General features: G+C 44.8%; 21 protein-coding genes. 2 read left to right on the top strand and 19 right to left on the bottom strand.

The genetic code is table 11. The features are described from left to right. Nucleotides 1-126 precede the first annotated feature (126 nt). The 13 genes from pyrF to tig form a co-directional block, all read right to left on the bottom strand. Nucleotides 127-822 (bottom strand): orotidine-5'-phosphate decarboxylase, encoded by a 696-nt coding sequence (gene pyrF / locus AC6R16_RS09695; RefSeq protein ID WP_500674264.1) that lies wholly within the window; start codon nucleotides 820-822, stop codon nucleotides 127-129. Nucleotides 823-907: 85 nt separating this feature from the next. Next, nucleotides 908-2077: a lipopolysaccharide assembly protein LapB gene (gene lapB, locus AC6R16_RS09690; RefSeq protein ID WP_500641743.1), complete on the bottom strand. Its 1170-nt coding sequence runs from the start codon at nucleotides 2075-2077 to the stop codon at nucleotides 908-910. Nucleotides 2078-2103: 26 nt separating this feature from the next. Next, nucleotides 2104-2382 (bottom strand): LapA family protein, encoded by a 279-nt coding sequence (locus tag AC6R16_RS09685; protein WP_004743675.1) that lies wholly within the window; start codon nucleotides 2380-2382, stop codon nucleotides 2104-2106. Nucleotides 2383-2523: 141 nt separating this feature from the next. Further along, on the bottom strand, nucleotides 2524-2805 hold the full coding sequence (ihfB, locus tag AC6R16_RS09680) for an integration host factor subunit beta (RefSeq protein WP_006881264.1): 282 nt from the start codon (nucleotides 2803-2805) through the stop codon (nucleotides 2524-2526). Between the two features lie 211 nt (nucleotides 2806-3016). Continuing rightward, nucleotides 3017-4687 carry a 30S ribosomal protein S1 gene (rpsA, locus tag AC6R16_RS09675; protein ID WP_004748546.1) on the bottom strand — a complete coding sequence of 557 codons (1671 nt, stop codon included), beginning with the start codon at nucleotides 4685-4687 and terminating at the stop codon, nucleotides 3017-3019. Between the two features lie 103 nt (nucleotides 4688-4790). Beyond that, complete coding sequence (gene cmk, locus AC6R16_RS09670) at nucleotides 4791-5471, bottom strand: (d)CMP kinase (RefSeq protein WP_500641742.1); 681 nt, start codon at nucleotides 5469-5471, stop codon at nucleotides 4791-4793. 152 nt (nucleotides 5472-5623) lie between these two features. Continuing rightward, nucleotides 5624-5917, bottom strand: coding sequence for a ComEA family DNA-binding protein (locus AC6R16_RS09665; RefSeq protein WP_500641741.1), 294 nt, complete (start codon nucleotides 5915-5917; stop codon nucleotides 5624-5626). 135 nt (nucleotides 5918-6052) lie between these two features. After that, nucleotides 6053-7912 (bottom strand): peptidylprolyl isomerase, encoded by a 1860-nt coding sequence (gene ppiD / locus AC6R16_RS09660; protein ID WP_239825373.1) that lies wholly within the window; start codon nucleotides 7910-7912, stop codon nucleotides 6053-6055. Between the two features lie 174 nt (nucleotides 7913-8086). Beyond that, nucleotides 8087-8359 (bottom strand): non-specific DNA-binding protein Hbs, encoded by a 273-nt coding sequence (gene hbs, locus AC6R16_RS09655; RefSeq protein WP_004414742.1) that lies wholly within the window; start codon nucleotides 8357-8359, stop codon nucleotides 8087-8089. 193 nt (nucleotides 8360-8552) lie between these two features. After that, nucleotides 8553-10904, bottom strand: coding sequence for an endopeptidase La (lon, locus tag AC6R16_RS09650; protein WP_500641739.1), 2352 nt, complete (start codon nucleotides 10902-10904; stop codon nucleotides 8553-8555). A 129-nt stretch (nucleotides 10905-11033) separates the two neighbouring features. After that, nucleotides 11034-12317 (bottom strand): ATP-dependent protease ATP-binding subunit ClpX, encoded by a 1284-nt coding sequence (clpX, locus tag AC6R16_RS09645; protein ID WP_004748541.1) that lies wholly within the window; start codon nucleotides 12315-12317, stop codon nucleotides 11034-11036. Nucleotides 12318-12406: 89 nt separating this feature from the next. Next, nucleotides 12407-13033, bottom strand: coding sequence for an ATP-dependent Clp endopeptidase proteolytic subunit ClpP (gene clpP / locus AC6R16_RS09640; RefSeq protein ID WP_239825371.1), 627 nt, complete (start codon nucleotides 13031-13033; stop codon nucleotides 12407-12409). 105 nt (nucleotides 13034-13138) lie between these two features. Continuing rightward, complete coding sequence (tig, locus tag AC6R16_RS09635; protein ID WP_004748538.1) at nucleotides 13139-14443, bottom strand: trigger factor; 1305 nt, start codon at nucleotides 14441-14443, stop codon at nucleotides 13139-13141. A gap of 514 nt (nucleotides 14444-14957) precedes the next feature. Here tig and AC6R16_RS09630 point away from each other — a divergent pair. Together AC6R16_RS09630 and AC6R16_RS09625 are read left to right on the top strand one after the other, a co-directional pair. Next, nucleotides 14958-16736: an ATP-binding protein gene (locus tag AC6R16_RS09630; protein ID WP_500674263.1), complete on the top strand. Its 1779-nt coding sequence runs from the start codon at nucleotides 14958-14960 to the stop codon at nucleotides 16734-16736. Nucleotides 16737-16748: 12 nt separating this feature from the next. Next, complete coding sequence (locus tag AC6R16_RS09625) at nucleotides 16749-18095, top strand: sigma-54-dependent transcriptional regulator (RefSeq protein WP_500674262.1); 1347 nt, start codon at nucleotides 16749-16751, stop codon at nucleotides 18093-18095. Nucleotides 18096-18266: 171 nt separating this feature from the next. Here the strand turns inward: AC6R16_RS09625 and AC6R16_RS09620 are convergent, their stop codons facing one another. The 6 genes from AC6R16_RS09620 to AC6R16_RS09595 form a co-directional block, all read right to left on the bottom strand. Further along, the gene (locus AC6R16_RS09620; protein WP_171321070.1) at nucleotides 18267-19628 is read right to left on the bottom strand and encodes a TRAP transporter large permease; all 1362 of its coding nucleotides are present in this window, start codon (nucleotides 19626-19628) and stop codon (nucleotides 18267-18269) included. A gap of 3 nt (nucleotides 19629-19631) precedes the next feature. After that, a complete protein-coding gene (locus AC6R16_RS09615) occupies nucleotides 19632-20303 on the bottom strand; it encodes a TRAP transporter small permease (protein ID WP_500674261.1) in 672 nt (223 codons plus the stop codon). A gap of 78 nt (nucleotides 20304-20381) precedes the next feature. Continuing rightward, on the bottom strand, nucleotides 20382-21377 hold the full coding sequence (locus AC6R16_RS09610) for a TRAP transporter substrate-binding protein (protein ID WP_004748532.1): 996 nt from the start codon (nucleotides 21375-21377) through the stop codon (nucleotides 20382-20384). A 416-nt stretch (nucleotides 21378-21793) separates the two neighbouring features. After that, nucleotides 21794-22909 (bottom strand): ABC transporter ATP-binding protein, encoded by a 1116-nt coding sequence (locus AC6R16_RS09605; RefSeq protein WP_500674260.1) that lies wholly within the window; start codon nucleotides 22907-22909, stop codon nucleotides 21794-21796. A 5-nt stretch (nucleotides 22910-22914) separates the two neighbouring features. Then, nucleotides 22915-23772, bottom strand: a complete 858-nt coding sequence (locus tag AC6R16_RS09600) for a carbohydrate ABC transporter permease (RefSeq protein WP_069666844.1) — start codon at nucleotides 23770-23772, stop codon at nucleotides 22915-22917. After that, nucleotides 23769-24692, bottom strand: coding sequence for a carbohydrate ABC transporter permease (locus AC6R16_RS09595; protein ID WP_500674259.1), 924 nt, complete (start codon nucleotides 24690-24692; stop codon nucleotides 23769-23771). The genes AC6R16_RS09600 and AC6R16_RS09595 overlap by 4 nt, the downstream gene beginning before the upstream one ends. Between the last annotated feature and the right edge of the window lie 97 nt (nucleotides 24693-24789).

Here is a 24789-nt window from a genome sequence, read left to right as displayed (position 1 = left end):
GATTAAAGATCATATCTGGACTTGTAGACAGCGCGAGTAATAAGATTGAGATAAAGATCAGCAAATTGATATTCGAATAGAGATAGAGGGTAAAAAAAGCCAGCGAACGCTGGCTTTAGAAAGGGGTTACACGAGAGTCGCGTTAATGTCTGCCAATACCGCTGCTGGTTCAGCGGCCTGAGTAATCGGACGGCCAATAACAAGATAGTCAGATCCCGCTTGAATCGCATCAACTGGCGTCATAACACGCTTCTGGTCACCTACCGCTGCACCTGCTGGGCGAATCCCTGGGGTTACGAGTTTAAACTCTTTACCTAGCTCGCTCTTAAGCATAGAGGACTCCTGCGCAGAACAAACCACACCGTCTAAGCCAGAGTTTTTTGTCAGGTTTGCTAGGCGGATAACTTGCTCTTGTGGAGCGATGTTTAGACCTATTCCGGCTAAGTCGCTCTGTTCCATACTGGTTAACACTGTCACACCAATAAGTAGCGGACGATCTTTACCATAAGGCTCAAGAATCTCACGAGATGCCGTCATCATGCGCTCGCCACCACTGGCATGTACGTTTACCATCCATACACCTAGCTCTGCAGCAGCGCGTACCGCTTTAGAGCAAGTGTTTGGAATATCGTGAAACTTAAGATCTAAGAACACTGAAAAGCCGCGCTTGTGCAATTCTTTGACGAAATCAGGACCAAATAGCGTAAACATCTCTTTACCTACTTTGAGTCGGCATGAGCTTGGGTCAATTCTATCAACAAAAGCGAGTGCATCAGCTTGGTTATCATAATCAAGTGCAACTATTACTTTTTGGTCGATCATTTCATCTCCTAACTTACTTTAAACAAATCGAAAAAAAGCAGCGGGATCACCGCTGCCATTTTGTGATGGGATTACCCCATAAAAACTATTCACCATCCAATCCTCGGATTGGCTTGATCGTCCCCCATCCTTTACATGAAGGACAATGCCAATACATGGAATGGGTCGAAAAACCGCATTTACGACATCGATAGTGAGGCTTAACCTTAAGCTGTTCGCCTACCAGTTTCTGCAACGTGCCAAGGCTGGCCTTCGCTCTACCCTCTTCAGCTTCCGCTAAATGATAGTCCATTAAGCGGTAAAAGCCCTTCATGGTCGGGTTTTTGACCAGTTGGCGAGTCAATAACTCTTGAGCAGCACCAGCGCCATCATGTTGCGCCACAAGTTGAGCAAGCATGAGTTCGGCCGATACACCCGCCTTGTTAACGATACACTGGCGCAAGAAATTTAGTAACTCATCTTCTTGGCCTAGATGATGGTAGCACTCAGCTAAAGTAGGCAAAACTTCGCTAACAAAGTCACTATCTTGCTCTAACACCATCTCCATATACTTGATGGTATTGTTGTAATCTTCGTCATCAAGATACAACTTACCTAAAGCAATACTGGCACGGACACACTTTGGATCTTCAGACAAAGCTCGCTTGAAGTTTTGCATCGCTACTGCATGATTGCCATCTGCTTTTTCTTGCATTGCAAGTTCGCACCAAAAATGGCCAATACTGGTTCGCATTCGCTTGCGCCCCATCTTAACGAGCAAGGAGGCATAGTGGATAGCTTTGTTCCACTCACGTGTCTGCTGATAAATCGCTACCAACTGCTGCAAAGCCGCTTCGCGATGATCGGGCTCGTCAACCAACTGCTCAAAGATTTTTTCAGCGCGATCAAGAAAACCTGATGCCATGTAATCTTTAGCAAGTTGCTGTAAAGCAATATTTTTTTGGTCAATTGTTAACCCAGATCGGGAGATTAGATTTTGGTGGATACGAATGGCGCGATCGACTTCGCCTCTAGAACGAAATAGGTTGCCTAGCGCTAAGTGAGTATCAATCGTTTCATTATCAACTTGAAGAAGTTCGATAAAGTGATCAACAGCTTTGTCAGATTGATCTGACAAAAGAAGGTTCAAACCCGTCACATACTGACGTGATATTTGGTTTGATTGTTTCTGCTTGTCTTGCTGGGCACTTCGATTACCCATATACCAACCGTAAGCGGCGGCAATTGGCAATAACAAGAAGAGAATTTCTAACATCAAGTAACAGCCTACCTAATACAACTTTAAGCTTTACCTTGGCTTGCTTCACTCACTGACGGAGATAACTTATTAAGCTGCTTCTTCAGTTTACGCACCTGCAACTTAGATTTAAGGTGCAAACTGCCGAAAATTATCCATGCTACTGCGAAGCCACCAATAAAGACGCCACCAAGCAGCGTAGACAGATGGAAGTCACCTTGCGCAATTAGATAGTTAAAATTAACGACTGCCTGATTCTGAGAGCCTAATGCCAATGCAATTAAAAATAGGGCCAGTACAAGAACGATTTTTATAATTTTCATAGTCCATCACCTAAGATAAGTTCTGCCGATACGATTATGCAGTAAAAGCTACAAACAAACCATGGTTATCTCTGTAATTCCAATGATAAAAAAGCGGCATACGCTTTGTATGCCGCTTTTTTATCAGTCTTTTACAAATATCTAGCCGATATTGACGCGCTCTCGCAACTCTTTACCTGGCTTGAAGTGAGGAACAAATTTGCCTTCCAACTCCACTTTGTCACCAGTTTTTGGGTTACGGCCGACACGAGGTTCACGGAAGTGTAAAGAGAAGCTACCAAAGCCACGAATCTCGATTCTGTCGCCACTTTCCAGTGTTGACGCCATATGCTCTAAAATGTCTTTTACAGCATCTTCTATCTCTTTCGCTGAAAGGTGCGTCTGCTCTGCGCACAGTCTTTCAATCAATTCAGACTTAGTCATAGTTGCCCTCGTAGAGTAATTTATCACTTATTATAGTAAGTAATACCAGTTCCAACAAACACTTGCTTTCAATTTTAGACAATAATTGAGCAATATGTGTAATGAAAAATTGCTTTTTTTAGAACACTTTGAAGAGATTGGTATTACTACTAGTAATCTTTCGAACATAAAAAAGGAGCCTTTCGGCTCCTTTTTCTTAAAAGCGATTTAATTATTCGCCTTTAGCTGCTTTGAAAGCGTCAGCCATAGCGTTACCGAATGAAGCATCGTCTGCTTTGTTCAGTGAAGCCATTGCTTCTTGCTCTTCAGCTTCGTCTTTAGCTTTGATAGATAGGTTGATTACGCGGTTCTTACGGTCTACACCTGTGAACTTAGCTTCAACACTGTCACCAGCGCTTAGGATTAGAGAAGCGTCTTCTACGCGGTCACGAGAAACTTCAGAAGCGCGGATGTAACCTTCTACGCCTTCTTCAAGCTCGATAGTTGCACCTTTAGCGTCAACAGCAACAACAGTACCGTTAACTAGAGTGCCTTTCTTCTTCTCAGCAACGTAAGCGTTGAATGGGTCGTTTTCCATTTGCTTAACGCCTAGAGAGATACGCTCACGCTCAGCGTCTACTGCTAGTACTACTGCAGAGATTTCGTCGCCTTTCTTGTACTCACGTACCGCTTCTTCACCAGCAACATTCCAAGAAATGTCAGATAGGTGAACTAGACCGTCGATGCCGCCTTCTAGACCGATGAAGATACCGAAGTCAGTGATAGACTTGATCTTACCAGTAACTTTGTCGCCTTTAGCTTGCGCTTCAGCGAAAGATTGCCATGGGTTAGCTTTACACTGTTTTAGGCCTAGAGAGATACGACGACGCTCTTCGTCGATTTCAAGAACCATAACCTCAACTTCGTCGCCAACATTAACAACTTTAGATGGGTGGATGTTCTTGTTAGTCCAATCCATTTCAGAAACGTGTACTAGACCTTCAACGCCTTCTTCGATTTCAACGAAACAGCCGTAGTCAGTTAGGTTAGTAACGCGACCAGATAGTTTGTGACCTTCTGGGTAACGCTTAGCGATTGCTACCCATGGATCTTCGCCTAGCTGCTTAAGACCTAGTGATACGCGAGTACGCTCACGGTCGAACTTAAGAACTTTAACTTGGATCTCGTCACCAACGTTAACGATCTCAGAAGGGTGCTTAACGCGCTTCCAAGCCATGTCAGTGATGTGTAGTAGGCCGTCAACGCCACCTAGGTCTACGAATGCACCGTAGTCAGTAAGGTTCTTAACGATACCTTTAACTTCTGCGCCTTCTTGTAGAGTTTCTAGAAGCTCATCACGCTCAACGCTGTTCTCAGACTCGATTACTGCACGACGAGAAACAACTACGTTGTTACGCTTCTGGTCAAGTTTGATAACTTTGAACTCTAGCTCTTTGTTTTCTAGGTGAGCAGTGTCGCGGATAGGGCGCACGTCTACTAGAGAACCTGGAAGGAAAGCACGGATACCGTTTAGTTCAACAGTGAAACCGCCTTTAACTTTACCGTTGATGATACCAACAACAGTTTCAGCTTCTTCGTAAGCCTTCTCAAGTACGATCCAAGCTTCGTGACGCTTCGCTTTCTCACGAGAAAGTTGAGTTTCACCGAAACCGTCTTCTACAGCGTCTAGAGCTACGTCTACTTCAGAACCAACTTCAACTTCAAGTTCGCCAGCAGCGTTCTTGAACTGTTCAGCAGGGATTGCAGACTCAGACTTTAGACCAGCGTCAACAAGAACGAAACCGTTCTCGATAGCTACTACAGTACCTTTAACGATAGTACCTTGTTGGAATTCAGTCTCGTTTAGAAACTCTTCAAAGAGTTGAGCAAAAGATTCAGTCATTTATTTAATCTTCAATAAATTAAACGTCCACGGGTGTCCTACCGCGTGGGGTTATTAAATTCGCCAGTCATCATCCTTGCGACCAACGCTCTTACCTAGCCGCCTAAGCGACTAGCTTCGATTCGATATATTGTAGTGCTTTTTCTACCACTTCGTCGATACTCATCGTAGTAGAATCCAGCAAAAGCGCATCCTCAGCAGGGCGTAATGGAGCCACTGGGCGGTTACGATCTCGGTCGTCACGCTCTTGGATCTCGCGCAAAAGGTCGTCAAATCTAACATCTAACCCTTTGCCTTGCAACTGTTTAAGGCGGCGCTGCGCGCGCTCTTCTGCGCTAGCGTCTAAGAAAATTTTAACTTCAGCCTCAGGGAAAACAACCGTGCCCATGTCACGACCGTCCGCAATCAAGCCCTGTCCTTTAGCGAATGCTCTTTGACGACGTAATAAAGCCTCGCGCACTCGCGGTAATGCTGCAACTTTTGACGCCGCCATACCGGTTTCTTCTTTGCGTAGCTCTCCGGAGACATCTTCTCCTTCAAGGATCACTTTAACTAGGTCACCTTCAGCAACAAATTGAACATCAAGGTGAGTTGCAAGCGGAACAAGCGCTTCTTCTGACTCTAAGTCCACACCATGGTGAATTGCTGCAAGCGCAAGTACGCGATAGATCGCGCCAGAATCTAATAGGTGGAAGCCTAGCTTGTTCGCTAAAAGCATACAAAGAGTGCCTTTACCCGCACCACTCGGTCCATCAACGGTCACAACCGGTGTATGAGACGACATGTTTTACTCCGTGTTGGTTGCAGATCGACGCTCAAAGCGTAGACCTTAATTCGGCGACAAATTATAGAGGGAAACGCTATTAGGTTCTAGGCGGGAATGACAGTAATTAGAAAAAAGAGCGCTGATGCGCTCTATCGTAACTAAATAGCAAATTAGAGTTGGATCCGAGATTGATTTTTGGCAACAATTGCTGCGCCAATTCCTTTCACTTGCGTTAAAGATTCTGCACTCTCAAACTCACCATGTTGCTCGCGATGTTCAACTATCGCTTGAGCTTTCTTGATTCCAATTCCATTGAGTAAATCTGCCAACTCCTGCGCACTAGCAGTGTTTATGTTCACAGTAATTTCAATGCCATCATATTTAGGGTCGGATTTAGGTTCATTGGCAAAAGAGAACGGCACGACACACATAAGTGCCGCGATGAGAAGGATCTGTTTTAGCATACTGGGCTCCTTGTTTATTGATCAACTCGCTCAGCATACGTTTAAACGCCAACCTGCCTATCTGCAGCAACCGAAAACAAAACGGACTGCTAATGCAGTCCGTTTTAAGATATGTATCAATTACACAAGCTGTGCTTACTGAGTCACAACGTAGTACTCGATATCAATAGTCTTGCGTAAGATATTGATTAGGCCAGATAGGTCTTGCTGAGCATTAACTTGCGTCAATTGAGAACCGATTTGCTGGTTGTATTGAGGGTCAAACTCTGACGCGACTTTTGTCAGTTCAACCACAACAATGTCACCATTAAGATCTTTCGCTTGCGCAAAGCCAACTGTACCTTCTGCTGGTTTCGTCATTGAGAATACAACATCAGCAAGTGGCGAGCTGCGGTCAAGCGTTTCTACTTCACCAAAAGCCAAACCATTTTCACTAAGTAGCTCTTGCTTACCTTGCTTCAGTTCTTCAACCAGATTTTGCGCTAGTTCAATAGCCGTCTGCTCACCCTTAACATTCGCAAGCGCTTTAACCACATCGCTACGAACATCTTCTAGAGGAAGTACTGTTTCATCGCGGCTATCTTCAACACGAACTACCACGATATGCTCAGGAGCCACTTCAATCGCTTCTGAGTTTAGGCCATCTTCTTTCACTTCAGGGCTAACAATCGCTTGCAGTACTGCAGGCGTTTTCAGCAATTCAGGAGCGTCACGCTCTGAAATAAAGTCAGTAGTTTGAATCTTCGCGCTGATAGCTTTAGCCGCATCATCCAGCGAATCTGGGTATTCAAAAGCCACTTTCTCTAGCTCGCTTTGAAGCTCGTAGTACTGATCGATCGCTTGCTGATCTTTAAGCTCTTGCTTAATTTCCGCAGCAACTTCTTGATAAGGCTTAGCGACAGAATCTTTTAGCTCATCAAGCTTGATGATGTGGTAACCGAACTCAGACTTAACTAAACCAGTTGTTTCACCCACTTTAGTCAGAGCAAACGCCGCTTCTTCAAACGTTGGATCCATCACATCACGTTCAATCCAACCTAAAGAACCACCTTCAGAGGCACTTCCAAAGTCATCTGATTTCTCTTCCGCAAGCGTAGCGAAGTCAGCACCAGCATTAAGTTCATCAAGAATTGCTTGAGCTTTCGCTTCGTCATTACCTTCAACTAGGATATGGCTTACACGACGTTGCTCTTCCGAAGAGTACTTATCTAGGTGCTCTTGGTAGTATTGCTTAGCTTGCTCATCTGAGATTTCAATCGAATCTTTAAGCTGCTGCGCTGACAACTCAATGTAGGCTACTTTCACTTGCTCTGGACGCGTATAACGCTCAGGGTTTTGTTTGTAGTAGTCTTTAATCTCTTCTTCAGACAACTCTGCTTTCGCTGCAAAATCCGCGAGAGATAGCGTCACTTTTTTGATGTCACGAGTTTGAGTCAGCAGCTTGCTTTGCGCTTCAACTTCACCCGGTAGAGAAAAGTCACTGCCTTGAATTGCTGTCAGTAGCTGATTACGAACTAGGTCACGACGTAGGTACTCAGCAAAACTCTCTGCCGAAAAGCCTGCACGACGAAGAGCAGTTTGATAAATGTCTTGGTCGAACTTACCGTCAACTTGGAACTGAGGCATTTCTAGAATCAGGCTGCGCACTTGCGTATCACTGACACGCAAGCCTAGTGACTCTGCATGTTGCTCTAGAAGTAAGTCATTCACCATGCGGTCAAGAACAGATTTACGGAAAGATTCTACATAGCTTGGGTCAGCCAGTAGGTTTGAGAAGTAATCGCCCAATTGCGCTTGCATACGATTACGTTCGTTTTGGTAAGCTTGTTCAAACTCACCACGACCAATTTCCACATTGCCTACTTTCGCTGCTGAGTTGTTTGAACCACCAACAATGTAGCTGCCCACACCTGCAAATACGAAAGATAGGATGATAAGTCCTAGGATAATTTTAACCGCGATGCTGTTAACGCCTTCGCGTAATCGGTCCATCATACTTAAACTACTCTCCGCTTATGCACCGTACTTAAGCCCTACAGCTGTGTACGATACACTTCATTAAAATAAAAATTGAATAGCGCGATAATACCAGAAAAAGAAATGCGCATCAGTATGATGCGCATAATTTAAAAAGGTTCGAAAAAATCCGCCTAACTGGCGATTTTTTGATTAGTTACAAGAGTCTTTCAGAGCTTTACCAGCTTTGAACGCAGGAACTTTAGCTTCTGCGATTTGGATCTCTTCACCAGTCTTAGGGTTACGACCTGTGCGCGCTGCACGAGTACGTACGCTGAATGTACCAAAGCCAACTAGAGCAACTTGGTCACCAGACTGTAGAGTGTCACCTACTGCTTCGATGAATGCGTCTAGAGCACGACCAGCAGACGCTTTTGATAGATCTGCATTTTCTGCGATTTTTTCTACTAATTGTGTTTTATTCACTGTGATTCCCCTTTGTGCCACCTGATTTTATTTTTGTCGGTAGCTTTACGTTCCATTTCATTTCAAATTAGCGACGAACCCTTATATTACAAGGCTTGAAGCTATAGTCGCTAAAGTTAGCGCCCAAAAAAAACGCTGACAAGCCTTTTTATGCTTATCAGCGTAATCTTTTACTTATTTTTGCTGCACATCACTATTTTACGGCTGCAAACTCGACACCTGACGGCTCTTTTTCTAATGCAACTTTCAATACTTCATCGATCCATTGCACCGGAATAACCTTCAGATCTGCAATAACATTATCAGGAATCTCTTCCAGGTCACGTTCATTGTCTTTCGGAATCAGTACCGTTTTGATGCCACCACGGTGTGCTGCGAGCAGTTTTTCTTTCAAGCCACCGATCGGAAGAACTTCACCACGCAGGGTAATTTCACCCGTCATCGCCACTTCGGCTTTTACAGGGTTACCTGTTAAGCTTGAAACAAGGGCGGTACACATCGCAATACCTGCACTTGGACCATCTTTTGGCGTCGCACCTTCCGGCACGTGGACGTGAATATCGCGTTTTTCATAGAAATCTGAGTTAATGCCCAGTTTCTCAGCGCGCGAACGTACCACTGTCATTGCGGCTTGAATCGACTCTTGCATCACGTCGCCTAGAGAACCAGTCTGCGTTAGCTTACCTTTACCCGGCATGGCTTCAGTTTCAATCGTCAGTAGGTCACCGCCTACTTCCGTCCACGCAAGGCCAGTGACTTGGCCAATGCGGTTGCTGTCGTCAGCTTTACCGTAATCAAAACGCTGAACACCCAAGTATTCTTTCAGGTTGTCCATCGTCACTGTCACGCTCTTAAGATCTTTATCTAGCAGGATGTTCTTCACTGCTTTACGACAGATCTTAGAAATCTCACGCTCTAGGCTACGTACACCCGCTTCTCGCGTGTAGTAACGGATAATGCCGATAATTGCTGAGTCTTCGATATCTATCTCGCCAACTTTAAGACCATTGCGCTTAATTTGCTTCTCAACTAAGTGGCGCTTAGCGATATTCAGTTTTTCATCTTCTGTATAGCCAGATAGACGAATCACTTCCATGCGGTCTAGTAGTGGGCCTGGGATGTTCATTGAGTTAGACGTTGCGACAAACATAACGTCAGACAGATCGTAATCCACTTCTAGATAGTGATCGTTAAACGCGTTGTTCTGCTCTGGATCGAGCACTTCTAGTAATGCAGACGATGGGTCGCCACGCATGTCTGAAGACATCTTATCGATTTCATCCAGTAGGAATAACGGATTTTTCACACCGACTTTGGACATTTTCTGGATAAGCTTACCTGGCATTGAACCAATGTAAGTACGACGGTGACCACGGATTTCCGCTTCGTCACGTACGCCACCCAATGCCATACGCGTGTATTGACGACCTGTCGCTGCCGCAATAGAGCGACCAAGTGAGGTTTTACCTACACCTGGAGGACCAACAAGACATAGGATCGGACCTTTCAGCTTGTTGATACGGTTTTGAACCGCTAAGTACTCAAGGATACGTTCTTTAACACGCTCTAGGCCGTAATGGTCTTCGTTTAGAACCTCTTCGGCTTTGGCTAGATTTTTCTTAACTTTAGAACGTTTTGCCCAAGGTACGCCAAGCATCCAGTCGATATAGCCACGTACAACCGTCGCTTCTGCCGACATAGGAGACATCATTTTCAGCTTTTGTAGCTCTTGCTCTGTCTTCTCACGCGCTTCTTGCGGCATCTTAGAATCAACGATTTTCTGCTTCAGAGTTTCAAACTCATCAACGCCATCTTCGCTTTCACCTAGCTCTTTCTGAATTGCCTTCATTTGCTCATTCAGATAGTACTCACGCTGAGATTTTTCCATCTGCTTTTTAACGCGAGTACGGATGCGCTTTTCAACTTGAAGCAAGTCAATTTCAGATTCCATCTGTCCCATTAGGAACTCAAGACGCTCTGTTACGTCTAGAATCTCAAGCACATTTTGCTTTTCTGCCAATTTAAGCGGCATATGCGCGGCAATGGTATCAGCAAGACGAGCAGCTTCATCAATTCCGTTTAGCGAAGTCAGAACTTCTGGCGGAATCTTCTTGTTGAGCTTAATGAAGCCTTCAAATTGGTTGATAGCGCTGCGCACAATAACTTCTTGCTCACGTTCATCTAACTCAGATGTGGTTAGATACTCTGCGTCAGCAAAGAAAAATTCGTTTTCAATAAAGTGGTTTATTTTCGCGCGCTGCTGACCTTCTACCAGCACTTTAACCGTGCCGTCAGGGAGTTTCAGTAGTTGCAGGATGGTCGCTACGGTACCAACTTCAAATAAGTCCGCTTGAGTTGGTTCATCAGTGTCCGCTTCTTTTTGGGCTACCAACAATACTTGCTTGTTGTTGTCCATTGCCGCTTCTAGGCAAGCAATAGATTTTTCACGTCCAACAAACAATGGAATAACCATATGCGGGTAAACGACTACATCTCGTAGAGGTAGTACGGGGATCTCGATACGTTCGGAACGTTCCAAGTTCATATTCTTCTCTCTTCCGCTTTGTCCTATGAGCAGTATATGGGGGCTAATTGGTTGGATTCAATGAAAGAATAAAAAAAAGGGAGTAATTGATTACCCCCTTTCTACGTACATTAATTTATGTGAATCAGATTATGATTCTGCACCTGCTGCTTGGTTGTCAGAGTTGCTGTAAATAAGCAGTGGATCAGATTCACCCTTAATTACTGACTCATCAATCACAACCTTGCTTACGTCATCCATTGATGGCAGTTCATACATGGTTTCAAGTAGAACGCCTTCAAGAATTGAACGTAGACCACGAGCACCTGTTTTACGTTCCATTGCTTTCTTAGCAATCGCACGTAGCGCATCTTCACGGAACTCTAGCTCAGAATCTTCAAGCTCAAACAACGCTGCATACTGCTTAGTTAGCGCGTTCTTAGGCTCACATAAGATTTGAATCAGTGCGTCTTCATCAAGTTCAGTTAGCGTCGTCGTAACTGGTAGACGACCAATGAACTCAGGAATCAGGCCGTACTTAACAAGATCTTCTGGCTCAACTTGAGAGAACAGCTCACCAATAGTGCGTGTTTCGTCTTTAGAGCGAATATCTGCACCAAAGCCGATACCCGTACCTGTCGCAACACGTTGTTCAATCACTTTATCTAGGCCAGCAAATGCACCACCACAAATAAATAGAATCTTAGAAGTATCTACTTGTAGGAACTCTTGCTGTGGATGCTTACGACCACCTTGTGGCGGTACTGAAGCAACCGTACCTTCAATCAATTTCAGCAACGCTTGCTGAACACCTTCACCTGACACATCACGTGTAATAGATGGGTTCTCAGCTTTACGAGAAATCTTATCGATTTCATCGATGTAAACGATGCCGCGCTCTGCTTTCGCTACGTCGTAGTCACATTTTTGAAGAAGCTTTTGAATGATGTTTTCAACGTCTTCACCAACATAACCCGCTTCAGTTAGCGTTGTCGCATCAGCCATTGTAAATGGAACGTCTAGGAAACGAGCTAGCGTCTCTGCTAGTAGCGTTTTACCACTACCAGTAGGACCAATGAGTAGAATGTTACTCTTACCAAGCTCTACACCTTCACTGGTGGTGTCCCCATTACGTAAACGCTTATAGTGGTTATAAACGGCTACTGCTAACACTTTCTTAGCGTAATCTTGGCCAATCACATAGTCGTCAAGGTGTTCACGAATCTCTCTTGGCACAGGTAGTGCTTCAGATTGTTTTTTCGGTAGAACATCTTTGATTTCTTCACGGATGATGTCGTTACATAGATCGACACATTCATCACAAATGTAGACTGACGGACCAGCGATTAACTTGCGAACTTCGTGCTGGCTCTTGCCGCAGAAAGAGCAGTAAAGAAGCTTACTACTACCGCTCTCTTTGCTTTTATCTGTCATTCGCTAACCTCTTATTAGCTTTCACTGTCTTGCTTTGAGTTTATATCAATTTTGACCAAATTTCGCCTGCATCTTTTGGCGATATGGTATTACTCTTGGTGATGAGTTAAAACTGAGTCAACCAAACCGTACTCTACCGCTTGATCTGACGACATAAAGTTGTCGCGGTCGGTATCACGCTCGATAACTTCTAGCGGCTGACCAGTGTGCTCTGCAAGCAACTTGTTTAGCTTCTGCTTAATAGTCAGAATTTCTTGAGCATGGATCTGAATATCCGATGCTTGACCTTGGAAGCCACCTAGCGGTTGGTGAATCATCACACGAGAGTTTGGCAGTACATGACGCTTACCAGGAGCACCACCAGCAAGGAGGAATGCACCCATAGAGCAAGCTTGTCCCATACATACTGTGCTTACGTTTGGCTTGATGTACTGCATGGTGTCGTAGATGGACATACCCGCAGTCACGCTACCGCCCGGAGAGTTGATGTATAGGAAGATATCTTTATCAGGATTTTCTGACTCTAGGAATAGCAGCTGAGCGACAACTAGGTTAGCCATTTGGTCTTCCACTTGGCCTGTCAGAAAGATGATACGTTCCTTAAGCAAACGAGAATAAATATCGTAAGAACGCTCACCTCGGGAAGTTTGTTCAACCACCATTGGTACTAGCGCGTTTAGGATTGGCGACATTGCATTTTTTTCTTGGTAGCTCATATTCTTATGTCCCTAAAATAAATGGCCCGGATGATACTTATCATACGGACCATTGTTAGCAGAATAGTTAACGCTAAGTCAACCTTGTAAGCACTTTATTGCTTATTACGCTGCTGGCTGCTGGTTCATTAGCTCGTTGAAGCTAACTTCTGTTTCAGAAACCTGAGCTTTAGCGATGATTGCATCAATAGCTTGCTCTTCTAGAGCAACGTTACGCATGTTGTTCATCATCTGCTCGTTTTGCTCGTAGTAAGCAACAACTTCTGTTGGATCTTCGTATGCAGTAGCCATTTCTTCGATAAGTGCTTTCACTTTCTCATCGTCAGCTTTTAGCTCTTCAGACTTGATTACTTCACCTAGTAGAAGACCTACTACTACGCGACGCTTAGCTTGCTCTTCGAATAGCTCACGTGGAAGCTGCTCTGCTGCTTCAGGGTTGCCACCGAAACGTTGTGCAGCTTGCTGACGTAGAGTGCCGATTTCTTGATCGATAAGTGCAGCTGGTACGTCGATTTCGTTTTCTTTAACTAGACCGTCAAGCGCTTGCTCTTTGATGCGGTTCTTAACAGCTTGCTTAAGCTCACGCTCCATGTTCTTACGAACTTCAGCTTTAAGAGCATCAACGCCACCTTCAGCAACACCGAACTTAGAAACGAACTCGTCGTTTAGCTCTGGAAGCTCACGCGCTTCAACTTTGTTTACTTTGATAGAGAATTTCGCAGCTTTACCTTTTAGGTTCTCTGCGTGGTAATCTTCTGGGAAAGTTACGTCGATTTCGAATTCCATACCAGCAGTCTTGCCTGCGATACCGTCTTCAAAACCAGGGATCATACGACCTGCGCCCATTTCTAGAGGGAAGTTCTCAGCTTTACCGCCTTCAAACTCTTCACCGTCGATAGAACCAACGAAATCGATAGTAGCACGCTTGCCTTCTTCAGCAGCTTCTTCTACTTCAACCCAACCAGCTTGTTGCTTACGTAGAGTCTCGATCATCTCTTCAACGTCAGCGTCTTGAACTTCAGTTGTTGGTTTTTCAACAGTGATGTTCTCTAGGCCTTTTAGCTCAACTTCTGGGTAAACTTCAAAAGTTGCGTTGAATACTAGGTCTTCACCTTCTTTAGTCTCAACTGGAGCGAAAGTTGGTGCGCCTGCTGGGTTGATTTTCTCTTTAACGATCGCTTCGATGAAGTGACGTTGCATTACTTCACCCATTACGTCTTGACGTACTGCTTTGCCGTACATCTTCGCAACCATTTTTAGAGGCACTTTGCCTTTACGGAAACCATCGAAACGACGGTTTTTTGCGATGTTGCGTAGTTCTGCAGTAACAGCATCTTCGATGTTTGCAGCAGGAACAGTAATGTTTAGACGGCGCTCTAGGCCCTCTAGCGTTTCAACAGTAACTTGCATTATTCATTAACCTCAAAACTGGCTCAGATAACTGAGCGTATGTGCCCTATTCAATATAGAAAGGACCCATCCTTGTTTGTACTCTATGAGTACTCTTGTAAATCGAGTATCGATAATCGAGCAATTCAATCATCGGACTAATTAGCGATATCCTTTCGAGCTAGTTGTTTAGAATCTAGTCCGGTAAAGGTATCTCCGATTAGCCTCAGGATAAAAATTTAGACGCAGCATTCTACCGAGCAGATCGGTAGCTGTCGAGCCGATCCCCACGATCACTGCGGGATTACCCTAAAAACTCACTTAACTGCTAAAAAAAACATCAATAAAGCAGTCTTTGTTTCCAGAAATGGGGACATTAATGCCTTTTTCAAGAGAAACTAATGTTTTTTTTCATTTAAAGATCAAAACAAGATCTAAGTCCGGTTTTATCCCTCAGTTTGCCGCGCAGAGTACACACATTTGTAACAAAAACCTTTACGCTATGGATGTTTAAGGAAGTTTCACAGGAAAAGTGATGTTAACGTTCAGGCGCAGCAAGTTTTATCTGCTCATACTCTACCTGTTCACCGTTCTTGTCGGTTCGAGCTGGATATGGAATTCAAGCGAAAGCCACCAATTTTCGAGACACAAAGAGCAGCTTGAACGTTTTGCAGAATTTATTTCAAGCAAGCTCGATAAGTACGCTCACCTTCCTCAGCTGATAGCCAAAGATAAGGAGCTGATCGCAGCGCTGAAACACCCACACAATAGCGCTCAAATAGAGCTTACCAATCGCTACCTTGAGCAAGTCAACGAAACCATTCAGTCGACAGATGCGTACTTGTTAGACGAATTCGGCAACACCATCGCTTCAAGCAACTGGAATCTTGAGCGTTCGTTTCTTGGCCGTAACTATGCTTGGCGCCCTTATTTTTCCAATGCTATTCAAGGTAAACCTAGTCAGTATTTCGCGTTAGGCTCCAGTTCGAAACAGAGAGGGTATTACTTTTCTTACCCGGTGACTTATGCCGCAGAGATCATCGGCGTTATCGTTATCAAAATGGATCTCACCGCTATCGAAGCTAACTGGCAAAATAGAACCAACACCTTTGTCGCCACCGACAGCTACAACGTAATCTTCATGTCGAGCAATGACGATTGGTTGTTTAAAAGCCTGACGACATTATCAGAAGCGCAGCGACAGTCCATCCTAAACAGTCGCCAATATTTGGATTCTCCCATACGTTCGTTTGGCTTAGATGGCGAGTTGGATTTGCCCCATACCGAGCTTAGTAACCCGCTTGCTTCTGGCTTCGAAAACTCATACTTAGTGTCATCACGCCCACTCGCTAAGCACGACCTGACTTTACGTGTACTAACTCCTAAGGTGACCTTACTTTGGTCAACGTTAAGCTTTTCATTGGTTGTGACACTATTGTTTGTCATTGCTTACCTTTCACTTCAGCTCACTTATCAACGCCAGCTTAAGAAACGCCAATTCGAACAATTGCAGTCAGAGGCAAAGCAAAAACTGGAATTCTTGGTCATGGAGCGGACTTCAGAGCTGCAAGCCGAGATCAATGAGCGCACGAAAACTGAGTACGCTTTACGCCAAACTCAAGATGAACTGATTCAAGCGGCCAAGCTCGCCGTACTTGGCCAAATGTCGGCCAGTATTAGCCATGAGCTGAACAATCCTCTCGCGGCAATCCGTAGTTTTGCTGACAATGGCCGACGCTTTTTAGAGAGAGATAAGTATGACCGCGTCGATGATAATTTATCGCGCATCTCAACGTTGACTGACCGCATGGCAAAAATCAGTAGTCAGCTTCGTTCGTTTGCACGCAAAAGCGACAGTAATGAGGTCAATCAACTCGATGTTGTTCCGCTGATTATCGCCGCCAAAGAGCTATTGGTTCCACAATTTAAATCCAAGCAAGTTGCGCTTGAGACTCAACTCAATCAACCTTTACCAGAGGTAGAGCTGAATCCTATTCAATTCGAGCAAGTTCTTATCAATCTGATGACCAATGCAATGCAAGCTGTCGAAGACCAAGCACAGCGTCAGGTCGCCATTTCTACCTCAGTAGATGAAAAACAGCTGTCCATTTTTGTTGATGACAATGGTCCTGGTATTGATAGTGATAAACAGCAATCACTGTTCGAACCTTTTTATACCACTAAGAAAAACGGATTGGGTCTAGGGCTGTCGATTTCGCAGCAGATCACCCAAGCTATGGGTGGCACACTCAAGGTCTCGACGTCCCCAATGGGCGGGGCGCGATTCACTATCTCTCTGCCAATTAAGGAATAACGAGGAATGCAGATGTACGATGTAATCTTCATTGATGACGAAAGTGATATTCGTTTAGCGATAGAGCAGAGTTTTGAACTAGAAGAAATTCCAGCGCGCTTTTTTGCAAGTGCCGAGGAAGCGCTGCTCGCAATTAAGCAAGACGGTTTGCCAAAAGTGGTGATCACGGATATCTGTTTGCCCGGACTTTCCGGCGAAAACATTTTATCGAGTATTTTGCATCAAGACCCTGATATTCCCGTAATACTCATCACTGGGCACGGTGATATTTCAATGGCGGTAAATGCTCTGAGAAACGGAGCCTATGACTTTATCGAGAAGCCATTTCCAATCGATCGCCTGATTGATACAACGCGCCGAGCATTGGAGAAACGTGACTTAACGATTGAGAACCAAGAGCTCAAACGTAGCCTGAAAGCGAGTCAAACGCTTGGCCCTAGGATTATTGGTGATACGCCCTCTATCCAAGCTCTGCGCGATACCATAGTTCATATCTCTGACACCAATGCAGACATCCTGCTATTCGGAGAGACGGGAACCGGTAAAGAACTCTTCGCTCGTTCTATTCATGAGCAAAGCCCACGTAGAGATAACAACTTTGTCGCCATCAACTGTGGTGCGGTGCCTGAAAATCTAATTGAGAGTGAACTCTACGGTCACGAAAAAGGCGCTTTTACAGGAGCGGATGTTAAACGCGTAGGTAAATTTGAGCATGCTCAAGGGGGAACACTGTTCTTAGACGAAATCGAGTCTATGCCTCTGCAAGCGCAAATTCGTTTGTTACGCGTATTGCAAGAGCGTGTTATAGAGAGAGTTGGCTCCAATGAACTTATCCCGATTGATATTCGCGTCATCGCAGCCACTAAGGTCGACTTAAAACAAGCCGCCGAACAAGGGACATTTCGTGAAGACCTCTACTATCGGCTCAATGTTGTCACCCTAGATTTACCACCCTTGCGACAACGCAAAGAGGATATCCCTACTCTATTTCACCACTTTTTATTGGTTGCGGCTTCGCGCTACGGTAAGTCAGCGCCAGCAATTGAATCACAGCAAATTCATCAACTCATGAGTCATGACTGGCCGGGAAATGTACGGGAGCTAAGAAACGCAGCTGAACGGTTTGTGCTGCTTGGCAGGCTATCTCAATTTGGCTCTGATAGCGCTGAGAATAGCAACCGAGAGTTAGGCTTAGCCCAACAAGTTGCCGAATTTGAGAAAAGCCTGATTGAACAAGCACTCAACCAGAATGAGGGCAGTATTAAGAAGACGATGGATCATTTGCAACTTGCCCGCAAAACCCTGTACGACAAAATGCAAAAATATGGCTTAGATAAAAGTAACTATAAAGGTGAATGAACTATTCACCTTTAGTTCATCTTTGACCGCCTATATTGAACTCATCAAACGGAAGTGATGAATGGAGTTGCTGTCTTGTTAACTCCACTGTCCATAAATAGAAATGTCCTAAAAACAAAAGCCCCAGATAACTGCCTATCTGGGGCTTTTTATGTTCACTACTTTATTCGGTTACTTGGTTATGATCTCTGGTCCCATCAGTGTGGTCGGAAGCCATGTCGAAACCCAAGGCACGTATGTCACGATAATGAGGAAGAGGAACATCACCGCTACCCAAGGCAGTGCAGCTTTAACAACTTGCATCATCGACATCTTGGCTACCCCAGCGGTCACAAATAGGTTGAGCCCGACCGGAGGAGTAATCATACCTATCTCCATGTTCACCACCATCATGATACCTAGGTGGATTGGGTCGATACCTAGCGCGATAGCGATCGGGAACACTAAAGGTGCAACGATAATCAACAGACCCGATGGCTCCATGAACTGACCGCCAATCAGCAATAGAACGTTAACCACAATCAAGAAGGTAATCGGGCCAAGACCTGCTGATAGCATAGACTCGGTGATCATTTGTGGAATGCGCTCTTCCGTTAGTACATGCTTTAGAATCAGAGCGTTAGCAATGATAAACAGCAGCATGATGGTCAGCTTACCTGCTTCATACAAGGTATGCTTTGTGTCTTTATGGACAAACGCTTGGAAGATTTTCACTAATGCAGGTTTGGTGTTTTTCTTATCGGCAAACGGCCCCATATCTTTGTAGATAAAGTTGGCGATAAGGAAAGAGTACACAGCGGCTACTGCTGCCGCTTCTGTTGGTGTAAAGATACCGCCATAGATACCACCGAGGATGATAACCACCAGCAATAGACCCCAGCTCGCATCTTTTGCCGCTGCAAACATTTCTCCCCAACCAACGAATGGCTGTTTAGGTAGATTCTTCACCCGCGCTGCAATGTAAATGGCAATCATCAACATCACACCTGCAAGAAGACCAGGAATCACACCACCAAGGAACATACGCCCTACAGACACATCCGTCGCCGCGGCGTAGACAACCATTACGATTGAAGGCGGGATCAAGATACCCAATGTACCAGCGTTACAAATAACCCCAGCCGCAAAATCCTTTGAATAGCCGTTTTTGATCATACCAGCGATAACGATACTACCGATGGCCACTACCGTTGCAGGTGATGAACCAGATAGCGCGGCGAACATCATACACGCCACAACCGAAGCCATGGCTAGACCGCCGCGGAACCACCCCACCATTGCGATAGCGAAACGAATAATACGTTTTGCTACCCCACCGGTAGACATAAAGCTTGAAGCGAGAATGAAAAACGGGATTGCCAATAAGGTGTAGTGCCCAGCAAAGGCATTAAATAGAGTTTGAGCGACAGAGGCTAACGACGCATCTGAATGCATCATCAAAAAGACAATACTTGATAGGCCCAGTGAAATTGCGATTGGCACGCCAACAAGCATAAAACCAATCACCATGACGAATAAGAATAAGATTTCCATGGTTTAGCTTTCCTTGTTCTGGTTATTGTTGTTCTTCGGCTCCATCGCTTCACCAGCATCCTTGAGCTCTTCTTTTAGCGCTTCTAACTCTTCTTCCGCTTCATGACCAGCAATTAAGCGGTCCAACTTACCTGAGATGATTTGTAGCGTAATTTGAGCAAAACGGAATGTGAGTAGCGCCATGCCAATCGGCAGCGCCATATAAGGAATAAAGCGCGGCATTTTTTCGTAACGTTCACCTTCATTGAGCCAATCAGCAAGGAATTGCAGCATTTCTGGCATTGGAATATCGTCTGTTTCATACCAAGCGCGCTCGGTTGCAAACGGATACCAGTAGTTCCATGAACCAATCAACAGCAGAATTGAGAAAGCCAAACAACATGCCGCAGCAACCAAGGCATAGATTTTACGTAGTTGCTCTGGAGCAAGGTTAATCACCACATCGACACCGATGTGAAAATGCTTTTTAACACCGTAAGAAGCGCCGACAAGAACCATCCAAGCAAACATGAACACGGTAAGCTCCAGTGCCCATAAAATGTTGTCGTTAAAGACATATCTAAATACAACGTTGGCGAACGTGAGCAAGGTCATTGCTCCCAAAAAGAACGCAATCAATGTCTCTTCAATTGCGTCTGTCACCTTCCCAATTCTGGCAAAAATTGACTGTTCCATAAGTTACTTCACTATATCGCAGGTAAAGAAAGGCCCTCCTCCCGACAAGAGGGCCAATGTTTTTCTAGGTTTTAGTTATTATTTGTTTGAAGCTAGAGCCGCTTCAATGAGGTCAGAGCCAATGTCTTTTTCAAACTTCTTCCAAACTGGTTGAAGCGCAGTCACCCACTGCTGACGTTGCTCTGGTGTTAGCGTACGAACTTCACCACCAGCTTCGATGATGTTGTTTTTGTTCGCTAGGTTAACTCGTGAAGACTCAGAGTTACGCGTTTCAGTCACTTCTTGGATGATCTTGTTTAGCTGCTTACGCTGGTCATCCGGTAGACCTTTCCAGAAGTCTTTAGACGTCACCACTAGGTAATCGAGAATACCGTGGTTCGTTTCGGTAATACCGTCTTGAACCTCGAAGAACTTCTTACCATAAATGTTTGACCAAGTGTTCTCTTGTCCATCGATAACTTTAGTCTGAAGACCACCGTATACTTCTTTAAACGACATTTTCTGTGGGTTAGCACCAAGCTGTTCAAATTGAGCAACCAGTACGTCAGAGGCTTGTACACGGAACTTAAGACCTTTTGCGTCATCAGGAGAGATTAGCGGCTTGTTCGCTGACATCTGCTTCATACCATTGTGCCAGAACGCTAGGCCTTGCAGACCACGGCGGCGCATTGCGTTCTTAAGCTTTTCACCAGCCTGAGAGTTTTGGAAACGGTCAACGGCTTCTACGTCTTCAAATAGGAATGGCAGGTCGAAAATACGGTATTTCTTGGTGAACTTTTCAAACTTTGATAGAGAAGGGGCAGCAAGTTGCACGTCGCCGTTAAGCAGTGCTTCTAGAACCTTGTTATCATCATAAAGAGTCGAGTTAGGGAAAACCTGCATACACACTTTTCCGTTCATCTCTTCATTAACACGTTTTTCCAGTAATGAAGCCGCGATACCTTTCGGGTGTTTATCTGTATTCGTTACGTGACTGAACTTAATCACTGTCTCGCCCGGATCACAGTTCGCCGCAGCGTTAAAACTGGTCACAGCAAGAATCGATGCAGATAGTAGGGTCAATGGCTTAAACATTATTATTCTCCTTGTTAAATGAACAACCCCATCACTGGGTGTTGATACATTGATAAGGGCAATAACCACGCCACATTAAAACATTTAGTAATATTGCTTATTTTTCATATAGTTAGAGTGAGAGGCTATGAGCTGACGTTATCGAGTTCACATAAAGTTCTTTTGAATGGGTGGAATCCCACCCATCATAAATATCAATACGGGTGAATTTACACATATTTAACAAGCACGCAAAAATAGAAAAACAAATGGCAGCTATAATAGCTGCCATTTTCGTTACTAGAGATGAGGTGAGCAATAAGGAGACATGACTGCCCACTTCGACTCACACTGCATGAAACTCACTTCATGCTATGCTACTAAGCTTAGTCGAGATCACCCATAGTTACTAATAAAGGAATCAATTAATTCACCCATTAGTGAAATTCGATACGTTGCTCGGTGGCCGCATCAAAGAAAACCGCTTTGGATAGATCAAAGTGCAAAGGCGCAACTTGACCCGCTGTCACATCGAACTCCGGAGAAAGACGGCACGCCACTTCTTGTTCGTTCACCTTAATCATCGCGATCGTATCTGGGCCGGTTGGTTCAAGCACTTCTAAGGTTAAATCTAACTGAGTCGTCGCATCAGATTCTTGGTTTTCACTGTCAGTAATATGCTCAGGGCGAAGACCAATCACCACTTCTTTGCCATCTTGCTCACGCATTGAAGCAGGTAAGTTAATGTGGTGTTCTTGCCCGTTACTGCCTTTCACTTTGATTACCGGCTTGTCTTCGCCATCGAGATCCACCATGGTCTTAATAAAGTTCATCGAAGGAGAACCCATAAACCCAGCAACAAACATGTTGTTTGGCTTATTGTAGATTTCTTGCGGTGTGCCTAACTGCTGCAGTTCACCATCTTTCATTACCGCGATTCTGTCCGCCAGTGTCATCGCTTCAATCTGATCGTGAGTCACGTAGACAATCGTGGTGTTGAGCTGCTGGTGCAGACGTTTGATTTGATGACGCATTTCAACACGCAGTTTCGCATCAAGGTTGGATAGTGGTTCATCAAACAAATAGAGCTTAGGTCGACGAGCTAAAGCGCGCCCCATCGCCACACGTTGGCGCTGACCACCGGATAGCTGCGAAGGTTTTCTATCTAGCAGGTGATCAATTTGCAACATTGCCGCAACGCGCTCGACTTCTGCATCAATCTCCGGCTTTGGCATTTTACGTATCTTGAGGCCAAACTCGATATTGCCACGCACCGTCATATTGGGATAAAGCGCGTAAGACTGGAATACCATCGCGATATCGCGATCTTTCGGTTCAACTTCAGACACGTCATTGCCATCAATCACAATTTCACCTGAGCTGATGTTCTCTAGCCCTGCAATGGTATTCATCAAAGTCGATTTGCCACAGCCAGACGGCCCAACTAAGATCAGGAACTCTCCTGAGTCGATATTGATGTCGATGCCTTTCAGCGTCTCTTGTTCCGCCTTTGGATAGGTTTTACGGATTTGTTTAAGTTCTAGTGTTGCCATAATAATTATCCTTTTACCGATCCAGCCGTTAGGCCGCGAACGAAGTATTTCCCTGCTAATACGTAAACTAATAGTGTCGGCAGTGCGGCTATAATCGCAGCTGCCATATCAACGTTGTACTCTTTCACCCCAGTACTGGTGTTGACTAAGTTATTGAGTGCCACCGTAATCGGTTGAGTTTCTGAACCTGAGTAGACGACGCCAAATAAGAAGTCATTCCAGATTGCGGTGAACTGCCAAATGACGGTCACCATGATAATCGGTGTCGATATCGGCAGTAGAATCTTGAAAAAGATGGTAAAGAAGCCAGCACCATCAAGTTTGGCCGCTTTAACCAGTTCATCTGGAATACTGATATAGAAGTTACGGAAAAAGAGCGTAGTAAATGCCATACCATAGATAACGTGAACAATCACAAGTCCAGCGGTAGTGTTCGCCAAGCCAAGCTTACCTAGTACCGTTGCCATTGGTAAAAGAACGACTTGGAACGGAATGAAGCAGCCAAAAAGTAGCAAACTAAAGAAAAGGTTTGAGCCACGGAATTGCCATTTGGTCACAACGTAACCATTGAACGCGCCAAGCAAGGTAGAGATAGCTACTGCAGGTATCACCATTTGAAACGAGTTCCAAAAATAACCTTTTACCCCTTCACACTTCACACCGGTACAAGCACTGTCCCAAGCTTTAAACCAAGCATCGAACACCCACTCGGTCGGTAAACTCATTAAGTTACCGGCTTTAATGTCTGGCAAAGTTTTAAAAGAGGTAATCACCATCACAAACAGCGGCATCAAGTAAACCACACAGAAAAATGCCAGCGTTGAGTAAATAAACAGTCGAGAGAAATTGATTCCTTGCATCATGATTTTTTCTCCCTAAGTTCTGAATAGAGGTAAGGCACCAAAATCGCGAGTATTCCCGCTAACATCATCATCGCACTGGCGGCACCTAAACCAATTTGACCACGAGTAAATGAGTGCGCGTACATAAACAGCGCTGGAAGGTCGGAAGAGTACCCTGGCCCACCCGCTGTCATTGCTGTGACTAAGTCAAAACTCTTAATCGCAATGTGGGAGGTAATAATCACGGCGCTAAAAAAGACCGGTCTTAGACACGGCATAATGATACGCCAGTAGATGGTTGGTAAGTTCGCACCGTCAATCTGCGCCGCTTTGATAATTGAAGAATCAATACCGCGTAAACCTGCAAGGAACATTGCCATGACGAAACCTGAAGATTGCCATACAGCCGCAATCACTAAGGTGTAAACCGCCATATCGGAGTTCACCAGCCAATCAAATTTAAAGTCAGTAAAACCCCAATCTTGCATCAGTTTATCGATGCCAAGACCTGGGTTAAGAATCCATTTCCACGCCGTACCTGTAACAATAAACGACAAGGCCATTGGGTATAAATAGATGGTACGAATCGCACCTTCCTGACGGATATTTTGGTCAAGAAGAATCGCTAGACCAACGCCGAGTCCAATCGCAACTAGCATGAACAGCAGGCCAAAAACACCTAGGTTAGTAATAGAAGTGATCCAACGGTCGTTATCCATCAGTTTTTCGTATTGGGCGAAGCCAACAAAATTAAAACTAGGTAGAAAACGGGAGTTGGTCATTGAGAGTGCCGCTGTCCAGAAAATATAACCATAGATACAAACCACAGTTACAAGAACGGTCGGGGCAAGAACGATTTTCGGCAGCCAATGTTGAAGTCGGTCGGCCAAACTGGCCTTAGTTGTCGACTTCTTTTCATACCGATTTACAACATGCTCCATAACGAGTCCTTACGTCATAACGCGCCGATCAACATCCTGATCGGAAATAGAGGAAAGGGCGAACAGGCTCCCCACAAGCCTGAACGCCCTTTGGGGG

The sequence above is a fragment of the Vibrio sp. R10-SG3-ISO10 genome (assembly GCF_059834185.1).
This window is presented reverse-complemented; position numbering and strand designations above follow the sequence as displayed.

What these genes read in the sequence shown, in the direction of transcription:
- pyrF (WP_500674264.1), bottom strand. Translation starts at nt 822, where the DNA reads ATGATCGACCAAAAAGTAATAGTTGCACTTGATTATGATAACCAAGCT.
- lapB (WP_500641743.1), bottom strand. Translation starts at nt 2,077, where the DNA reads ATGTTAGAAATTCTCTTCTTGTTATTGCCAATTGCCGCCGCTTACGGT.
- AC6R16_RS09685 (WP_004743675.1), bottom strand. Translation starts at nt 2,382, where the DNA reads ATGAAAATTATAAAAATCGTTCTTGTACTGGCCCTATTTTTAATTGCA.
- ihfB (WP_006881264.1), bottom strand. Translation starts at nt 2,805, where the DNA reads ATGACTAAGTCTGAATTGATTGAAAGACTGTGCGCAGAGCAGACGCAC.
- rpsA (WP_004748546.1), bottom strand. Translation starts at nt 4,687, where the DNA reads ATGACTGAATCTTTTGCTCAACTCTTTGAAGAGTTTCTAAACGAGACT.
- cmk (WP_500641742.1), bottom strand. Translation starts at nt 5,471, where the DNA reads ATGTCGTCTCATACACCGGTTGTGACCGTTGATGGACCGAGTGGTGCG.
- AC6R16_RS09665 (WP_500641741.1), bottom strand. Translation starts at nt 5,917, where the DNA reads ATGCTAAAACAGATCCTTCTCATCGCGGCACTTATGTGTGTCGTGCCG.
- ppiD (WP_239825373.1), bottom strand. Translation starts at nt 7,912, where the DNA reads ATGATGGACCGATTACGCGAAGGCGTTAACAGCATCGCGGTTAAAATT.
- lon (WP_500641739.1), bottom strand. Translation starts at nt 10,904, where the DNA reads ATGAACTTGGAACGTTCCGAACGTATCGAGATCCCCGTACTACCTCTA.
- clpX (WP_004748541.1), bottom strand. Translation starts at nt 12,317, where the DNA reads ATGACAGATAAAAGCAAAGAGAGCGGTAGTAGTAAGCTTCTTTACTGC.
- clpP (WP_239825371.1), bottom strand. Translation starts at nt 13,033, where the DNA reads ATGAGCTACCAAGAAAAAAATGCAATGTCGCCAATCCTAAACGCGCTA.
- tig (WP_004748538.1), bottom strand. Translation starts at nt 14,443, where the DNA reads ATGCAAGTTACTGTTGAAACGCTAGAGGGCCTAGAGCGCCGTCTAAAC.
- AC6R16_RS09630 (WP_500674263.1), top strand. Translation starts at nt 14,958, where the DNA reads ATGTTAACGTTCAGGCGCAGCAAGTTTTATCTGCTCATACTCTACCTG.
- AC6R16_RS09625 (WP_500674262.1), top strand. Translation starts at nt 16,749, where the DNA reads ATGTACGATGTAATCTTCATTGATGACGAAAGTGATATTCGTTTAGCG.
- AC6R16_RS09620 (WP_171321070.1), bottom strand. Translation starts at nt 19,628, where the DNA reads ATGGAAATCTTATTCTTATTCGTCATGGTGATTGGTTTTATGCTTGTT.
- AC6R16_RS09615 (WP_500674261.1), bottom strand. Translation starts at nt 20,303, where the DNA reads ATGGAACAGTCAATTTTTGCCAGAATTGGGAAGGTGACAGACGCAATT.
- AC6R16_RS09610 (WP_004748532.1), bottom strand. Translation starts at nt 21,377, where the DNA reads ATGTTTAAGCCATTGACCCTACTATCTGCATCGATTCTTGCTGTGACC.
- AC6R16_RS09605 (WP_500674260.1), bottom strand. Translation starts at nt 22,909, where the DNA reads ATGGCAACACTAGAACTTAAACAAATCCGTAAAACCTATCCAAAGGCG.
- AC6R16_RS09600 (WP_069666844.1), bottom strand. Translation starts at nt 23,772, where the DNA reads ATGATGCAAGGAATCAATTTCTCTCGACTGTTTATTTACTCAACGCTG.
- AC6R16_RS09595 (WP_500674259.1), bottom strand. Translation starts at nt 24,692, where the DNA reads ATGGAGCATGTTGTAAATCGGTATGAAAAGAAGTCGACAACTAAGGCC.